Origin of the sequence: Vibrio sp. CDRSL-10 TSBA (assembly GCA_039696685.1) — a bacterium.
In the GTDB taxonomy this organism is placed as follows: domain Bacteria; phylum Pseudomonadota; class Gammaproteobacteria; order Enterobacterales; family Vibrionaceae; genus Vibrio.
This window is the reverse complement of record CP155566.1, coordinates 92,706-109,198: the sequence shown is the minus strand read 5'-3', so window position 1 is coordinate 109,198 and position 16,493 is coordinate 92,706. Positions and strand designations below refer to the sequence as shown.

Here is a 16,493-nt window from a genome sequence, read left to right as displayed (position 1 = left end):
GGACGAGGAAAGGACTTAACATCAGGATGATGTCAGGGACACCGCTCAGGGAACAAGTGATGTGAGCTAACGTGGATGGTTAGCAGATCAGGATGATCAAGGACACCGCTAGGATGGCGATGAACGGATTGCGCTGAAGGATTACAGCACACTTATCAGGGAAAAGATGCAGGGAGCACCTTTTAGTAGCCGGATTGCTGCGAGTAAGACTATAACCCCGAAGGGCTCAGGCCCCTCGGGGTTTTTCTTTTTCTGCGCCGGACAAACAAGTCACGAACCACGCCAGCCACGATGCATAAAAAAACCGGCCATCAGACCGGTTCTGTTACAGCAACACTATGCCAGTTACAGTTTTTCCAGTTTGGCATAAGCAGTCACCAGCCACTTGATACCTTCACCATTGAACGCCACCTGGACCCGGCTCTGCGCGCCGCTGCCTTCAAAGTTGATAATGGTGCCTTCACCAAATTTCGGGTGCATCACCCGCGAACCTAAGTTGAAGCCGGTTTCGTTAAAGGTCTCTTTCACCACGGTCTGGCTGAAACGGCCACTGCTGGCCGGACGGCTGACCTGGGCTTTCATGCGTACTTCGTCCAGGCAGGTTTCCGGCAGCTCCCGAATAAAACGCGACGGCTTGTGGTATTTGTCCTGCCCGTACAAACGGCGCATCTCGGCGTAGGTGATGTAGAGTTTCTTCATCGCCCGGGTCATACCGACGTAGCACAAACGGCGCTCTTCTTCGAGACGTCCGGCTTCCTCGGCGGACATCTGGCTCGGGAACATGCCCTCTTCCACCCCGACCATAAACACCAGCGGGAATTCCAGCCCTTTGGCACTGTGCAGCGTCATCAGCTGCACCGCATCGTCAAATTCATCCGCCTGACCTTCGCCGGCTTCCAGTGCCGCATGGGTCAGAAACGCAGTCAGCATGGTCATTTCGTCCGCTTCTTCCGGCTTTTCAAACTGACGGGTCGCGGTGACCAGCTCTTCCAGGTTCTCAATCCGTGCTTTGGACTTCTCGCCTTTTTCCTGCTGGTACATCTCAAACAGGCCGGAGGTTTTGATCACATGGTCGGTCTGCTCATGCAACGGCATTTCCGCGCTGTCATCTTCCAGCGCGTTAATCAGCTCAACAAAACGGCTCAGTGCCGATGCCGCGCGCCCGGCCAGGACTTTTTCTTCCAGCAGGGCCACACTGGCCTGCCACAGGGTACAACCGCGGTCACGGGCCGCAAAACGTATCGTATCCAGGGTTTTATCGCCCAGGCCACGAGTTGGTGTATTGACCACCCGCTCGAACGCGGTGTCATCAAAACGGTTATTCATCAGGCGCAGATAGCTGAGCGCATCTTTGATTTCCTGCCGCTCGAAGAAGCGCATGCCGCCATAAATGCGGTACGCCAGACCGGCCTGAATCAGCGCCTCTTCCAGCACCCGTGACTGGGCGTTGTTACGGTACAGGATCGCGCAATCATTGAGGATATCGCCGTTGTCGTGCCACTCTTTGATTTTACCGACCACAAAGCGCGCTTCATCCAGCTCGTTATACGCCGAATAGACCGAAATCGGATCGCCTACCTGGCCTTCGGTCCACAGTTTCTTTCCCCATCCGCTCGGTGTTATTGGCAATCAGGGTGTTGGACGCTTCAAGAATGGTTTTGGTCGAGCGGTAGTTCTGCTCGAGGCGGATGGTGTTCACGCTCGGAAATTCGAGGGTAAACTTTTCGATATTCTCGACTTTGGCGCCGCGCCAGCCGTAAATCGACTGGTCATCATCACCAACGATCATCACATGGGCATCCGGGCCGGCCATCATGCGCAGCCAGGCGTACTGGATGTTGTTGGTATCCTGAAATTCGTCGACCAGAATATGTTTGAAGCGCGCCTGATAGTGCTCGCGAATATGCTTGTTATCGCGCAGCAGCTCGAGCGCACGCAGCAGGATTTCGGCAAAGTCGACCAGACCTGCGCGATCACACGCTTCCTGATACGCCGAGTAAATCTGCAAATAAGTCTGAGTGACCGGATCGCGGTACGCATCGATGTGCGCCGGGCGCAGCCCTTCGTCTTTCTTACCGTTGATCCACCACGAAACCTGGCGCGCCGGCCACTGTTTGTCATCCAGATTCTGCGCTTTGATCAGACGTTTCAGCAGACGCTGCTGATCATCACCATCGATGATCTGAAAATCTTCCGGCAGCTTAGCATCAAGATAGTGGGCACGCAGAATACGATGACAAATGCCGTGGAAAGTGCCGTTCCACATCCCCGACGCGCTGCCCATCATCAGCTCTTCAATCCGGCCGCGCATTTCCGCGGCGGCTTTGTTGGTGAAGGTCACCGACATGATCGAAAACGGCGATGCCTGCTCGACCGACATCAGCCACGCAATGCGATGCACCAGCACCCGGGTTTTACCACTGCCTGCCCCCGCCAGCACTAACAGGTTTTCAAGCGGTGCAGCCACCGCTTCGCGTTGTTTGTCGTTCAAACCGTCAATTAAGAGAGAGGGATCTATCATGGCTAAGCTACTGGTTATTTATACATAATTTGAACGATTATACCTGTAAACGCAGTCAGACCCAAGCATGGTCGGGCATGGATTTGCTGCAGATTTATCCAGCATGCTGACCGGCCCGCAGAGTAAAATGACAAAAAAATCAGCAAATTTTTATTACCTATAAATCATTCACTTAATCATTAAAATTATAAATAAAAGCACAAAATTTGCGCGCAGGGTGAAAGTTTTCTGTCCGCCATCCTCTCTTTTTCTCTAAGCAAGCGCGCTACTCCATTCAGTTACAACGGCCGTTTGTTACACATGGAACAGTTAAGAGGATAAAACAATGAGCAAATCAAATCTGGCGGTCACCGCCGCAATTACCGGCCTGCTGGCCATGGGTGGTACTCTGCTGAGCGCAACACCGGCAATGGCCGCTGAGAAAGAGAAATGCTATGGCGTGGCTAAAGCGGGCCACAATGACTGCGCGACCAAATCCAGCTCCTGCGCCGGTACGTCCAAAATGGACCATCAGAAAGATGCCTTTGTGGTGATGCCAAAAGGACTGTGCGACAAACTGGCCGGCGGCAGCACCATGGAGCCGAAATAAGCCTGCACTGCACTATGCCTGAGCGAACGTACGGCAGCGCCGTACGTTCTGCCCGGACGACTCATCGACCGCTCTTTATGCACCTTCAGCAGCACGTGTCGAATGACGTTCAAGGATAAGGATACCACCATGAAGCCTGCGATTTCTCACCCCTTGGTCGGTGTCGGTCTGCGCCCCGCCCATCTCGATTTTTTCCGCCACCAGCCGACGCCGCTCAGCTGGCTCGAGATCCACAGCGAAAACTACTTGGCGCCATTTTCACCGGCGCGCCGCACTCTGCAGCATATCCGTGCCGACTACGACATCAGCTGTCACGGTATTGGCCTCTCTTTAGGTTCTGCCACCAGCATGAATCCTGACCATGTACGCCGGTTGCAGGCGCTGGTAAATGACATTGAGCCTATCATGGTGTCGGACCATCTCAGCTGGAGCGAGCATGGCGGCCACTATTTTAACGACCTGCTGCCACTGCCCTACACAGAGGAAGCGCTGAATGTGTTTTGCCGTAATGTGCTGCAGGTGCAAGATGCCCTGAAGCGGCCACTGCTGATTGAAAACCCGTCCAGCTATCTGCGCTTCAGCCATTCCACGCTTGATGAATGGACTTTTCTGGCCGAAGTGCAGTGCCGCACTGACTGCCGCCTGCTGCTCGATCTCAACAATATTCAGGTCTCAGCCTTTAACCACGGCTTTGATATCGCGACCTACCTCGCGGCCATTCCGGCCGATGCGGTGGATGAAATTCATCTCGCCGGCTACAGCGTGCGTCAGTTACCGCAAGGTGAGATCCGCATCGACAGCCACAATCGTCCGGTCAGTCGCGCGTTATGGCAACTGTTTCGCGACTGGACGGCGCGCCATGGCGCGCGCCGCACTCTGATAGAGTGGGATAGCGACCTGCCTGAAGCACAGGTCCTGCTGGCAGAAGCCGGCCGCGCTGCGCAAATTCTGCAGCAGGTCACCGCGGCGCAGTACCAATACCAATACCACCGTCACCAGCCCGCCAGTCTGATGGCACAAGGAGGCGCTGATGAGCTGTGATCTGGCCCGGCTGCAAGCCCGCTTCAGCCAGGCACTCAACCACGCAGATGACGCGGTGCTGGCCGACATCATCAGCGCCGGGTTCAGCGCCGGACAGCGGCTGCAGATTTATCGCAATAACTATGTGATTAGCCTTAGTGAGGTGCTCGCCGCCGGTTATCCGCTGCTCAGAGCCGTGATCGGTGAAGAGTGCTTCTCTGCGCTGGCGCGCCACTATGTCATGCACCATCCGTTGGCCAGCGCCGATGTCAGCGCCTACGGCGCCGGACTTGAGAGCAGTATCGCCGCGCTGCCGCACCTGCTGCAGACCGTGCCTTACGCCGCGGATCTGGCACGTTTTGAGTGGCAACTGGATGCGGTGCAGCAAAGCTATGCAACTGCGCCCCGTCCGGACTGCCAGCCGCTGACCCGCTTAGCGGCACTCAGCGCAGCACAGCAGGCGCAAGTCCGGCTGCAATTGTCGCCCTGGGTCAGTTTGTTCAGTGCACCGTATGCCTTATTTGATCTGCGCGCAGCTATCCTCAGTGAGGACTTTTCTGCGCTGCAACTGGATGAGCCACAGCGCGGCCTGATCGCCTGTGATGGCGACGGCCAGCCCTGGAGCCGAGCCTGCAGCGAGGCTGAATATCAGCTGCTGCACGCGCTTAACGCTGCCACCCCGATCGGGGCAATAACACCTCACTTGCTGGCCACGTTGCCGGCACTGACCCGGTTAGATATTGTGGCCGGTTTTACCCTGCCCAGCGCGAACTAGGAGACGGATATGAACACCCTGATGGCTTGCTATCAACAGTGCTGCGGCTGGCTGCAAAGCACGCTGGCACCGCTGGTATTACTCCTGGCGCGGCTGTGGGCCGGCTGGGTCTTCCTGCAGTCCGGTCTGGTCAAAATCAGCAGTTGGGACAGCACCCTGTATCTGTTTGAATTTGAATATCAGGTGCCGCTGCTGCCGTGGCAATGGGCGGCTTACCTGGGCACCGGGACCGAACTGCTCCTGCCGCTGCTGCTGATCCCGGGCTTGCTTGGCCGCCTTACCGCTCTGGCGCTGTTCGGCTTCAATATCATTGCCGTCATCTCGTATCCGCTGCTGTGGGAGCGCGGTTTCTATGACCACCAGCTGTGGGGCGCGCTGCTGCTGATGGTCGTGGTATGGGGAGCGGGCAAATGGTCACTCGATCACTGGATCAGAAGCCGCTGGTGCCATGCGCACAACCCCAAACCAAGCCACTAACCGCAGCGTTTAACAGCAAAAGGCCAGCCTCGGGAGGCTGGCCTTTGATTTTCGCGGCTTGGGTTGCGTACTTACGCGGCAATTCCGGCGTGACGCAGCAGCGCATCAATTTGCGGCTCGCGGCCACGGAAGCGTTTGAACAGCTCCATCGGCTCTTCACTGCCGCCCATTTCCAGAATGTTATTCAGGAAGCTCAGGCCGGTCTCGCGGTTGAAAATACCGTCTTCTTCGAAGCGGGAGAACGCATCGGCCGACAACACTTCCGCCCACAGATAGCTGTAGTAACCGGCGCTGTAACCACCGGCAAAAATATGGCTGAAGCTGTGCGAGAAGCGGTTCCACTCCAGGCTTGGCAGCACTGCCACTTTTTTCTTCACTTCCGCCAGCGTTTCCAGCACTTTCGGTCCCTGATCCGGATCGTAAGTGGTGTGCAGAGTGAAATCGAACAGGCCAAATTCAAGCTGACGCAGGATAAACATCGCCGACTGGAAGTTTTTCGCCGCCAGCATTTTTTCCAGCATCGCTTTTGGCAGCGGCTCACCGGTCTGGTAATGGCCGGAGATAAACGCCAGCGCCTCTTCTTCCCAGCACCAGTTCTCAAGGAACTGGCTTGGCAGCTCAACCGCATCCCAAGGCACACCATTGATGCCCGATACCGCGCCCACTTCAACCTGAGTCAGCATATGGTGAATGCCGTGGCCGGTTTCGTGGAACAGGGTCACCACTTCATCATGGGTAAACAGCGCCGGTTTATCACCGACCGGACGATTGAAGTTACAAGTCAGGTACGCCACCGGAGTTTGCAGTTCACCAGCGGCATTAATACGGCGCACACGGCATTCGTCCATCCAGGCACCGCCACGTTTGTGTTCACGCGCATACAGATCCAGGTAGAAGCTGCCACGCAGCGCGCCATTGCTGTCGAAAATATCGAAAAAGCGCACTGACTCATGCCAGGTATCCACGCCTTCACGCTCTTTGACCTGCATACCGAACACGCGGCTCAGCACTTCAAACAGGCCGTTCACCACCTTGTGTTCCGGGAAGTAAGGGCGCAGCTCTTCATCCGAGATCTGGAACAGGTGCTGTTTCTGTTTTTCACTGTAGTAAGCGATATCCCAAAGTTTCAGTTCGGTGACGCCAAACTCCTGCTCGGCAAACTGGCGCAGCTCTTCTACTTCGCGCTCGCCCTGCGGCTTGGCTTTGGTGGCCAGATTATTGAGGAAATCCATCACCTGCTGTGGCGATTCCGCCATTTTGGTCGCCAGTGATTTTTCGCTGTAGGTGTTAAAACCGAGCATACGCGAAATTTCATAGCGCAGCTTGAGCTGCTCAGCGATGATTTCGCTGTTGTCCCATTTACCGGCATTCGGGCCACGGTCCGAAGCGCGGGTCACATAAGCTTCGTACAACTCCTGACGCAGCGCCTGGTTGTCACAGTAGGTCATCACCGGCAGATAGGATGGGATATCCAGTGTCAGCAGGTAACCGGTCAGGCCTTTGGCTTCCGCCGCCGCTTCCGCCGCTGCCAGCGCTGATTCCGGCATGCCGGACAGCTCGTTGACGTCCGTCACGTGTTTGCTCCAGCCCATAGTGGCATCGAGCACATTGTTGGAGAATTTAGAGCCCAGTTCAGACATACGCTTGCTGATTTCACCATAGCGTTTCTGCTCATCGCTAGGCAGGCCGATACCGGACAATTCGAAATCACGCAGCGCGTCGGTCACGGTTTTCTGCTGCGCGCGGCTCAGCGTGGCAAACGCTTCGCTGGCTTTGATCGCCTGATAGGCTTTAAACAGCCCTTTGTGCTGACCAACCCAGGTGCTGTATTCCGACAGCAGCGGCAGGCAACTTTCGTACGCTTCACGCAGCTCTTCACTGTTGGTGACCGAGTTCATGTGACTGACCGGTGACCAGATGCGGCTCAGATGATCATCCACTTCTTCGATCGGAGCGATGACATTATCCCAGCTAGGCTCGGTATTTCCTTCCAGTACGGCGTTGATCTTTGCACGGCAATCTTCAATCGCCTTTTCAAGCGCAGGCTTGACGTGTTCTGGTTTGATAGCAGAAAACGGTGGCAAATCCGTAAAGGTCAGAAGTGGATTAGACATAGAACGTTCCTTTTGATCGAAAGAGGGTAAGTGAATGATATTCACTGGCTATTACGTTAATAGATATAGCCAGGTTCAGCAATTTTCAATACTGGCGTATAATCGGCGATAATGTTTTTTGAACTGACCAGCACCCCGCGACCGGGTGAGAGAGCGCAAATTGTTAAGTTACCGACACAGTTTCCATGCCGGAAACCACGCCGATGTGGTGAAACACATCGTACAAAGCTTAATCCTGACGTCCCTGCAGCAGAAGGATAAGCCATTTGTTTATCACGACACCCACTCCGGCGTCGGCCGCTACGATCTGACCCATGAGTGGTCGGAAAAAACCGGCGAGTACAAACAGGGCATCGCCCGTTTGTGGCAGCAGGCGGATGTGCCGGAAGATATCCAGAGCTACCTGACGTCAATTAAAGCGCTTAATCAGGGTGACGAGCTGCGCTACTACCCGGGTTCGCCGCGCGTGGCGCGTGCTCACCTGCGCGCCAACGATCGCATGGTACTGACCGAACTGCACCCGAGCGACTACCCGCTGCTGGAGCAGGAATTCCATCGCGACCGTCAGGTAGCGATTTTTAAAGAGGACGGTTTCGCCCGCCTCAAAGCCAGCCTGCCGCCGAAAGAGCGCCGCGGTCTGGTGCTGATTGACCCGCCGTATGAACTGGCCAAAGAGTACCGTGACGTGGTCAATGCGATTGCCCAGAGCTACAAGCGCTGGGCGACCGGCATCTATGCTATCTGGTATCCGGTGGTCAACCGCTGCGATATCGAAGATATGATTGAAGGCCTGCAGGGGCTCGGCATTAGCAAAATTTTACAAGTTGAACTCGGGGTTTCACCGGATACCAACGAGCGTGGCATGACTGCCTCTGGCATGATAGTGATTAACCCGCCGTGGAAACTGGAAAGTCAGATGGAAACCATCCTGCCGTTCCTCAAGCAGGCCATTGCGCCGGCTACCGGCCACTACAAAGTGGAATGGATTGTGCCGGAGTAAATGACTCCGCTCCCGGGAGCGAGAACCCCGGGAACCAGAAACGTTAACTTCAGGGATTGAGTTCTGACGTTCTGTCCTCCATCTACTGATGATACATATTAAAAACACGCAGGGCATGCGACACCACTCGCCCCTGCCTGACGGGAGAAAGTAATGGCAACACATTTTGACTATATCTGTATCGGTGGCGGCAGTGGCGGCATCGCGTCAGCCAACCGCGCAGCCATGTACGGCGCCAAAGTGGCTCTGATTGAAGCCAAAGATCTGGGCGGCACCTGTGTCAACGTCGGCTGTGTACCGAAAAAGGTGATGTGGCACGGCGCGCAAGTGGCAGAAGCCATGAACCTGTACGCGGAAGATTACGGATTCGATGTTGAAGTGAAAAACTTCGACTGGAGCAAAATGGTTGAAAGCCGTCAGGCTTACATCGGCCGTATCCACCAGTCTTACGACCGCGTGCTGGGCAACAACAAAGTTGAAGTGATTCGTGGCTTTGCTAAGTTTGTCGACGCCAAAACCGTGGAAGTGAACGGCGAGCACTACACTGCTGATCATATTCTGATCGCTGTCGGCGGCCGTCCGAGCATCCCCAACATCCCGGGCGCTGAGTACGGTATCGACTCGAACGGCTTCTTCGACCTGAATGAACAGCCAAAACGCGTTGCCGTGGTTGGCGCAGGTTACATCGCGGTAGAAATTGCCGGTGTGCTTAACGCTCTGGGTACCAAAACCCACCTGCTGTGCCGTAAAGAATCACCGCTGCGCAGCTTCGACCCGATGATCATTGATACTTTGGTTGAAGTAATGGCTGCAGAAGGCCCGCAGCTGCACACCCACAGCGTGCCAAAAGAAGTGACTAAAGAAGCCGATGGCAGCCTGACCCTGCATCTGGAAAACGGTGAAAGCTGCAATGTTGACACCCTGATCTGGGCAATCGGCCGTCACCCGGCCACTGATGCCATCAACCTGGCCGCAACTGGTGTTGCCACCAATGACAAAGGCTACATCAAGGTCGACGCTTATCAGGCGACCAACGTCCCGGGCATCTACTGCGTCGGCGATATTATGCAAGGCGGTATCGAGCTGACTCCGGTCGCGGTCAAAGCCGGCCGTCAGCTGTCTGAGCGTCTGTTCAACAACAAACCGGAAGCCAAGATGGACTACAGCCTGGTACCGACTGTGGTGTTCAGTCACCCGCCAATCGGCACCATCGGCCTGACCGAGCAGGAAGCGGTTGAACAATACGGCGCCGACCAAGTGAAAGTCTACACTTCAGGCTTCACCGCGATGTACACCGCAGTCACCAAGCACCGTCAGCCATGTAAAATGAAACTAGTGTGTGCCGGCGATGAAGAAACCGTGGTTGGCCTGCACGGCATCGGTTTCACGGTCGATGAGATGATCCAGGGCTTTGCCGTGGCAATGAAGATGGGCGCAACCAAAGCGGACTTCGATTCCGTGGTCGCGATCCACCCGACCGGCAGCGAAGAGTTTCGTCACGATGCGCTAAGGCGCACCTGCCCCTTATCCCAGTGAATAAAGGCCGAGTTTCTCGGCCTTTTTGTATTTCAGCTCCCGGCCATCTGACTATCCACCCTCAACCTCTGCGGAAGCGTTATGTTGCCCGTCATCCGCACCAAACTGACCTCGTCGCACGAGCATTGGGCGTTCTGACACCTCACCAGCCCCAGAGGCGGCTTACTCAGCCAACTCAGTCACCACTTTCAACGCGGCCTGAGAGCTCGCCTGCCTGAGGGCGCTTTATTTACCTCTTGCTACCCTGTCTGGCACAGCTTCTGCTTTAGTTATTTAACGTACTGCCGATTTAAAAACGACCAGCAACAAATTTACGCATGCATCAGAATGCATTAGATGCGACAATTCCGACGGGAAAAATCCGATAAAATTGTGTCTTTTTATTAATTGTCCATCTGTGCAGCAAAATTTACTTGTCCAATTGTGTAATAAATGACAGAGTTCTATCCAGCAGCCAGACATGCGATTTTTTACCTGGGTTCATCAGGATGACATCGGGTGTTGAGAGGCTTTGCAATTAATCAGCATTCTCACAAAGACATTTGAGCCGGTGAATCTGAGCGGTGGTTTGTACGTATACCTAAAGGGATCACTGAGTTTAATGCGTTCTAAGTGGTAAAGGAGAGAGAAATTATGGGCGACGGTAAAGCCTTTTCTAAACAGTGGCTAGCCGCAATTGTAGCCGCAATTGCGCTGGCAGGTTGTCAGCCAGATGCCACACCACAAGCTGGTGGCGACAGTGCACCACCACCAGTAGCGGTCGATGTGGTCACCATCACGCCTCAGCCGGTCGATGTCACCAGCACGCTGCCGGGTCGCACCAGCGCCTACCGCATTGCTGAGGTACGTCCTCAGGTGAGCGGTATTGTCACCAAACGACTGTTTGTGGAAGGCAGCCAGGTCAAAAAAGGCGACGTGCTGTTTGAACTGGATGCGTCCACTTATCAAGCTGCACTGGCGAGTGCCAAAGCAAGCCTGGCCCGTTCCGAAGCCAGCCTGGTTCAGGCTCAGTTTCAGGCCAAACGTTACAGTGAACTGGTGAAGAAAAACTCAGTCAGCCAACAGGATTATGAAGATGCTCAGGCAAGCTACAAGCAAGCGCTGGCATCGGTTGAAGAAGCAAAAGCGAATGTGAATTCGGCTGAAATCAACCTCGACTACACCAAGATTACCGCGCCGATTTCCGGCCGTATCGGTCGTACTCTGATCACCGAAGGTGCATTGGTAACGGCTAACCAGACCAGTGCTCTGGCCACCATTCAACAGCTGGATCCGCTTTATGTCGACCTGTCTCAGCCAAGTAATGAGTTGCTAAAACTGCGTCAGGCCACGGGTATGGAAAGAAAAGAGCTGAGCGGTATCAAGCTGTTCCTCGATGACGGTACGCCAATTGACCAGCGTGCGACACTGCAGTTTGCTGAAGTCTCTGTTAACGAAAATACCGGTACGGTCAACGTGCGCGCCACCGTCGATAACCCGAATCAGTTCCTGCTACCGGGCCTGTACGTACGCGCCGCAGTGCCGACCGAGCATCGTGATGACGGCATCCTGGTTCCTCAGGCAGCAGTCACCCGTAACGCCCGTGGTGAAGCCTCGGTATTTGTCGTCACAGCCGACAACAAGATTGAATCGCGTATGGTAGTGACCAGCAACACCATCGGTAATCAGTGGCTGATTGACTCTGGCCTGAAAGCCGGTGAACAAGTGGTTGTCAACGGAATCCAGAAAATCCGCCCGGGCAGCGCTGTCACTCCTCAAGTCCTGGAAGCTTCTAAGGAACAATAAGACATGGCACGATTTTTCATAGATCGCCCAATATTTGCGTGGGTGATCGCCATCATCATCATGCTGGCGGGTGTGTTGTCGATACTGACACTGCCCGTCTCGCAATATCCGGATATCGCGCCTCCAGCGGTATCGATTTCCGGTTCTTATCCGGGCGCATCTGCGGACACGGTAGAAAACAGCGTCACCCAGATTGTCGAACAGAACATGAATGGTATCGACAACCTGCTCTACATGTCAGCGACCAGTGATTCTGCCGGTAACTTCAGTATCACCCTGACCTTCGATTCCGGTACCGATCCGGATATCGCCCAGGTTCAGGTGCAGAACAAGTTATCGCTGGCGGAAGCGACCCTGCCGAATGAAGTAACCCAGCAAGGTCTGACGGTGGCCAAGTCCTCCAGTTCATTCCTGATGGTTGTCGGCTTTATCTCGAAAGACGGCAGCATGAACAACACCGAAATCTCTGACTTCATGGTATCGCAGGTCAAAGACCCGCTGAGCCGTGTTCAGGGTGTGGGTGAAGTTCGTGTGTTCGGTGCCCAGCACGCAATGCGTATCTGGCTTGATCCAAACAAACTCAGCAACTACCAGCTGACACCTGCGGAAGTAAGCAGCGCGATTAGCGCGCAAAACACCCAGGTATCGGTCGGTCAGTTGGGTGCGGCACCAGCTATTGAAGGTCAGCAGCTTAACGCGACCATTACCGCACAAAGCCGCTTTACCACGGTCAAAGAGTTCCAGAATATCCTGCTGAAAGTAGACACCGACGGCGCTCAGATTCGTCTTAAAGACGTCGCCCGTGTTGAACTTGGTGCGGAAAACTATCAGACCGCGGCCCGTTACAACGGTAACTACGCCTCAGGTATTGCGATCACGCTGGCGACCGGTGCTAACGCTCTGGACACTGCAGATGCAGTCCGTGCGCGTCTGGCTGAGCTGCAGCCAACCTTCCCGGACAACATCGAAGTGGTGTATCCGTACGATACCACGCCGTTCGTGAAAATCTCGATTGAAGAAGTAGTCCACACCCTGTTGGAGGCTGTGGTACTGGTATTCTTCGTGATGTACCTATTCCTGCAAAACTTCCGAGCCACGCTGATCCCAACCATCGCGGTACCCGTGGTTCTGCTTGGTACCTTCGGGGTTATGGCAGCGTTCGGCTTCTCAATCAACACCCTGACCATGTTTGGTCTGGTTCTCGCTATCGGCCTGCTGGTGGATGATGCCATCGTGGTGGTGGAAAACGTTGAGCGGGTCATGACCGAAGACGGCTTGCCGCCACGTGAAGCAACCCGTAAATCGATGGGCCAGATCACCGGCGCTCTGGTCGGTATCGCTATGGTACTGAGTGCAGTATTTATTCCGATGGCGTTCTTTGGTGGCGCGGCGGGTGCGATCTACCGTCAGTTCTCACTGACCATTGTGTCGTCAATGGTACTGTCCGTGCTGGTGGCGATGATCCTGACTCCGGCACTGTGTGCAACCATGCTTAAGCCGGTGAAAAAAGGCGAAGATCACCATGTTAAATCCGGCCCGCTGGCCTGGTTCAACAAGTGGTTTGACCGTGGTACCCAAGGCTATCAGAACACGGTCGGCAAAGGTGTTAACCGTCGCTGGCGTTACCTGCTGGTATACGGCGTGATTGTCGGCATTCTGGCCACACTGTGGACACGTCTGCCAACCTCGTTTGTACCGGAAGAAGACCAGGGTATTTTCCTGTCAATCGTCCAGCTGCCGGTAGGCTCCACCCAGGAACAAACCCTGGCGGTGATGGATAAAGTGCGTAAGCACTTCCAGGAAGATGAAAAAGATCTGGTGGTTTCTGTGTTTACCGTCGCCGGCTTTAGTTTCGCCGGTCAGGGCCAGAACATGGGTATGGCGTTTGTGCGTCTCAAAGACTGGGATGAACGGACTGAGCCTGGCCAGTCGGTCGATGCGGTAATCGGCCGTTCGTACCCGGCGTTTGCGCCAATCAAAGAAGCACAAATCTTCTCGTTCAACATCCCGGCAATCCAAGGCCTGGGTAGTGCAAGTGGTTTTGATGCTTACCTGACTGACACCGCTAACCTGGGTCACGAAAAACTGATCGAAGCACGTAACCAACTGCTGGGTATGGCCGGTTCTAACCCGAACCTGACCCAGGTACGTCCGAACGGTATGGAAGATACCCCGCAGTTCCGCATTGATATCGACTATGAAAAAGCGATGGCAATGGGTGTGACGGTATCGGATATCAACACAACGCTGTCAACGGCTCTCGGTTCGAGTTACGTTAACGACTTCATCGATAACGGCCGGGTCAAACGGGTTTACGTTCAGGCCGATGCGCCTTACCGTATGACTCCGGATGATCTCAGCCTGTGGCACGTGCGTAACGCCGATGGTGATATGGTACCGTTCGATGCCTTTGCCACCACGCGCTGGTCATTCGGTTCACCTCGTCTGGAACGCTTTAACGGCGTACCGGCCGTGAACATTCAGGGTTCAGCTGCGCCGGGTAAGAGTACCGGTGATGCAATGCAGGCGATTCTGGAAATTGTTGACCAACTGCCGGAAGGCATTGGCCTGGAATGGACTGGTGCCTCGTACCAGGAAATCCAGACCGGTTCTCAAGCACCGTTCCTGTACGCTCTGTCTATCTTAATCGTATTCCTCAGCCTGGCTGCGTTGTACGAAAGCTGGAGTGTCCCGTTTCTCCATCATCCTGGTCGTCCCTCTGGGGGTATTTGGTGCGATTCTGGCAGCAACCACCAAGTCGCTGTCGAACGATATCTACTTCCAGGTTGGCCTGCTGACCACCATTGGCCTATCAGCGAAAAACGCCATCCTGATCGTGGAATTCGCCAAAGACCTGTATGACGATGGCATGGATCTGGTCAAAGCGACCGTCGAAGCGTGCCGTATGCGTCTGCGTCCGATCATGATGACCTCATTCGCGTTTATTCTTGGCGTACTGCCACTGGCTCTGAGTACCGGTGCCGGTGCGGCAAGCCGTAACGCGATCGGTTGGGGTGTTGTGGGTGGTATGCTGGCAGCAACTATCCTGGCGATTTTCTTCGTACCGGTCTTCTTTGTGATGGTGATGAAACTGTTCGGCACCAAACCGCATAAGATTCCGACTGACGCTTAATCGTTCAATCTGACACTCAATCTAAGTAACAATGCCCATCGGCCTGAGGTCGGTGGGCATTTTTTATACGCGGCGTCTGGTAATGTGCGGCTCAAATCACCACTGTCAGGTCCAAATCGCAACAGGTTGTAGCAGTATTAAGAATATGTTTCACTTTATACATATATTTTGGATACACTACGGATGTGGTTATTCATACGATAAAAATCCGTGCAAGCACCTGACTCCTCAACACAATTTTTTTACGACTGGCTGGATCTCAGCGAGCCCGAGCAACAGCAGGCCATCGAGCGTTTACGGGTCGGGCAACCTGATCTTTATCAGGAAGTGCTGCTGCTGCTGACCGCCTCAGCAACAACCAGTTTGCATCAGGTGCTTTCTCATCACGCTTTAGAGTGGGCCGAGGACGAAGCGGATTACTCACACCAACTGATCGACAAATATCAGCTGCATGAGGAAATCGGCCGCGGCGGTCTCGGCGTCGTCTTTGCCGCCACCCGCGCTGATAATACTTACGAACAGCAACTGGCCATCAAGCTCATCCAGCCACACATCATCGCGCAACTTGGCCAGCGGGCACTGTTTACCGAAGCGCAAATCCTCGCTCGCCTCAACCATCCCGGAATCGCGAAAGTGTATGACGGCGGCCTGTTTCGCGATCAGGTCTATATCGTAATGGAATATATTCACGGCCCGACACTGGACAGCTATCTGCAGCAGCAGAATTTAACCCGGCAGGACAGACTGCAGCTGTTTATCCGTATCTGTCAGGCGGTCGAGCACGCCCATGATCACCAGGTTCTGCATGCTGATCTCAAACCGGCTAACATCCTTATCACCACGGGAAACCAGCCCAAGCTGATCGATTTCAACCTGACCCAGAAGCTCAAACAGCACGCGGCCGGAGACAAGGATTCAGCGCTGCTCGCATTCAGCAGCCAGTACGCCAGTCCGGAGCAAAAGCAAGGCGAATACCTCACCCAGCAGAGTGACGTCTATTCGCTGGGCAAAATCCTGCATACCTTGTTTCCGGCACCGAAAGCAGATTCGGATCTGGCGTATATCATCCGCAAGGCCACCGAGACCAACACCGAGCAGCGCTACCTCAGTGTCGGTGATTTGCGCCATGATTCAGAGCACCTGCTGGCTCTGCGCCCTATCTCCCTGCGCCAGCATATGCCGTTTTACCTGCTCAAACGCCTGGTGCAACGACGGCCGTTTTACTGCTTATTAGTCTCGTTACTCTTAGCATCCGGAGCCAGTTTCACCTCGGCAGTGATCGAGAAAAACCACCAGCTGTCGGCAGAAAAAAAGATCACTGACAACATGCTGTTCGAACTGACCCAGTTACTGTTTCACAGTAAAAACTCGCTCGATCAGCCTCTGAGTATCGATGCCATGCTCGAGATCACCCGGCGCCGGATTTTGTCTAATCCCGAGATCCCGCAACACATCAAACAGAAAATGTTGCTGGCGCTGCTCACCCCGACGCCGCAAAAGCAGCACAATTCACCCACAGCACAGCCAGCGACATCAAAGTAAC

At 54.7% G+C, this 16,493-nt stretch carries 9 protein-coding genes and 2 pseudogenes; 9 read left to right on the top strand and 2 right to left on the bottom strand.

Going from position 1 to position 16,493, the window contains the following annotated elements:
• Positions 1-345: 345 nt before the first annotated feature.
• Positions 346-2,521 (bottom strand): annotated as a pseudogene (gene uvrD, locus ABDK09_07830) (DNA helicase II).
• 325 nt (positions 2,522-2,846) lie between these two features.
• On the opposite strand from uvrD, the gene ABDK09_07825 reads away from it, so the two are divergent.
• The 4 genes from ABDK09_07825 (at position 2,847) to ABDK09_07810 (ending at position 5,382) form a co-directional block, all read left to right on the top strand.
• The gene (locus ABDK09_07825) at positions 2,847-3,110 is read left to right on the top strand and encodes a DUF2282 domain-containing protein (protein ID XAW89606.1); all 264 of its coding nucleotides are present in this window, start codon (positions 2,847-2,849) and stop codon (positions 3,108-3,110) included.
• A gap of 129 nt (positions 3,111-3,239) precedes the next feature.
• A complete protein-coding gene (locus tag ABDK09_07820; protein ID XAW89605.1) occupies positions 3,240-4,151 on the top strand; it encodes a DUF692 domain-containing protein in 912 nt (303 codons plus the stop codon).
• Complete coding sequence (locus tag ABDK09_07815; GenBank protein ID XAW89604.1) at positions 4,141-4,905, top strand: DNA-binding domain-containing protein; 765 nt, start codon at positions 4,141-4,143, stop codon at positions 4,903-4,905. Before ABDK09_07820 ends, ABDK09_07815 begins: the two co-directional genes overlap by 11 nt.
• A 9-nt stretch (positions 4,906-4,914) precedes the next feature.
• Positions 4,915-5,382 (top strand): DoxX family protein, encoded by a 468-nt coding sequence (locus tag ABDK09_07810; GenBank protein ID XAW89603.1) that lies wholly within the window; start codon positions 4,915-4,917, stop codon positions 5,380-5,382.
• Positions 5,383-5,453: 71 nt separating this feature from the next.
• Here the strand turns inward: ABDK09_07810 and prlC are convergent, their stop codons facing one another.
• Positions 5,454-7,496 carry an oligopeptidase A gene (gene prlC, locus ABDK09_07805; GenBank protein XAW89602.1) on the bottom strand — a complete coding sequence of 681 codons (2,043 nt, stop codon included), beginning with the start codon at positions 7,494-7,496 and terminating at the stop codon, positions 5,454-5,456.
• Between the two features lie 160 nt (positions 7,497-7,656).
• On the opposite strand from prlC, the gene ABDK09_07800 reads away from it, so the two are divergent.
• The 5 genes and pseudogenes from ABDK09_07800 to ABDK09_07780 all read left to right on the top strand — a co-directional run bounded on the left by ABDK09_07800 (position 7,657) and on the right by ABDK09_07780 (position 16,492).
• Positions 7,657-8,496, top strand: coding sequence for a 23S rRNA (adenine(2030)-N(6))-methyltransferase RlmJ (locus ABDK09_07800; GenBank protein ID XAW89601.1), 840 nt, complete (start codon positions 7,657-7,659; stop codon positions 8,494-8,496).
• Positions 8,497-8,649: 153 nt separating this feature from the next.
• Entirely contained in the window at positions 8,650-10,032 is a 1,383-nt protein-coding gene (gene gorA / locus ABDK09_07795) for a glutathione-disulfide reductase (GenBank protein ID XAW89600.1), read from the top strand.
• Between the two features lie 633 nt (positions 10,033-10,665).
• Positions 10,666-11,817: an efflux RND transporter periplasmic adaptor subunit gene (locus ABDK09_07790; protein XAW89599.1), complete on the top strand. Its 1,152-nt coding sequence runs from the start codon at positions 10,666-10,668 to the stop codon at positions 11,815-11,817.
• A gap of 3 nt (positions 11,818-11,820) precedes the next feature.
• A pseudogene (locus tag ABDK09_07785) lies at positions 11,821-14,950 on the top strand (efflux RND transporter permease subunit).
• 210 nt (positions 14,951-15,160) lie between these two features.
• Complete coding sequence (locus ABDK09_07780; protein ID XAW89598.1) at positions 15,161-16,492, top strand: serine/threonine-protein kinase; 1,332 nt, start codon at positions 15,161-15,163, stop codon at positions 16,490-16,492.
• The last annotated feature ends 1 nt before the right edge of the window (position 16,493 follow it).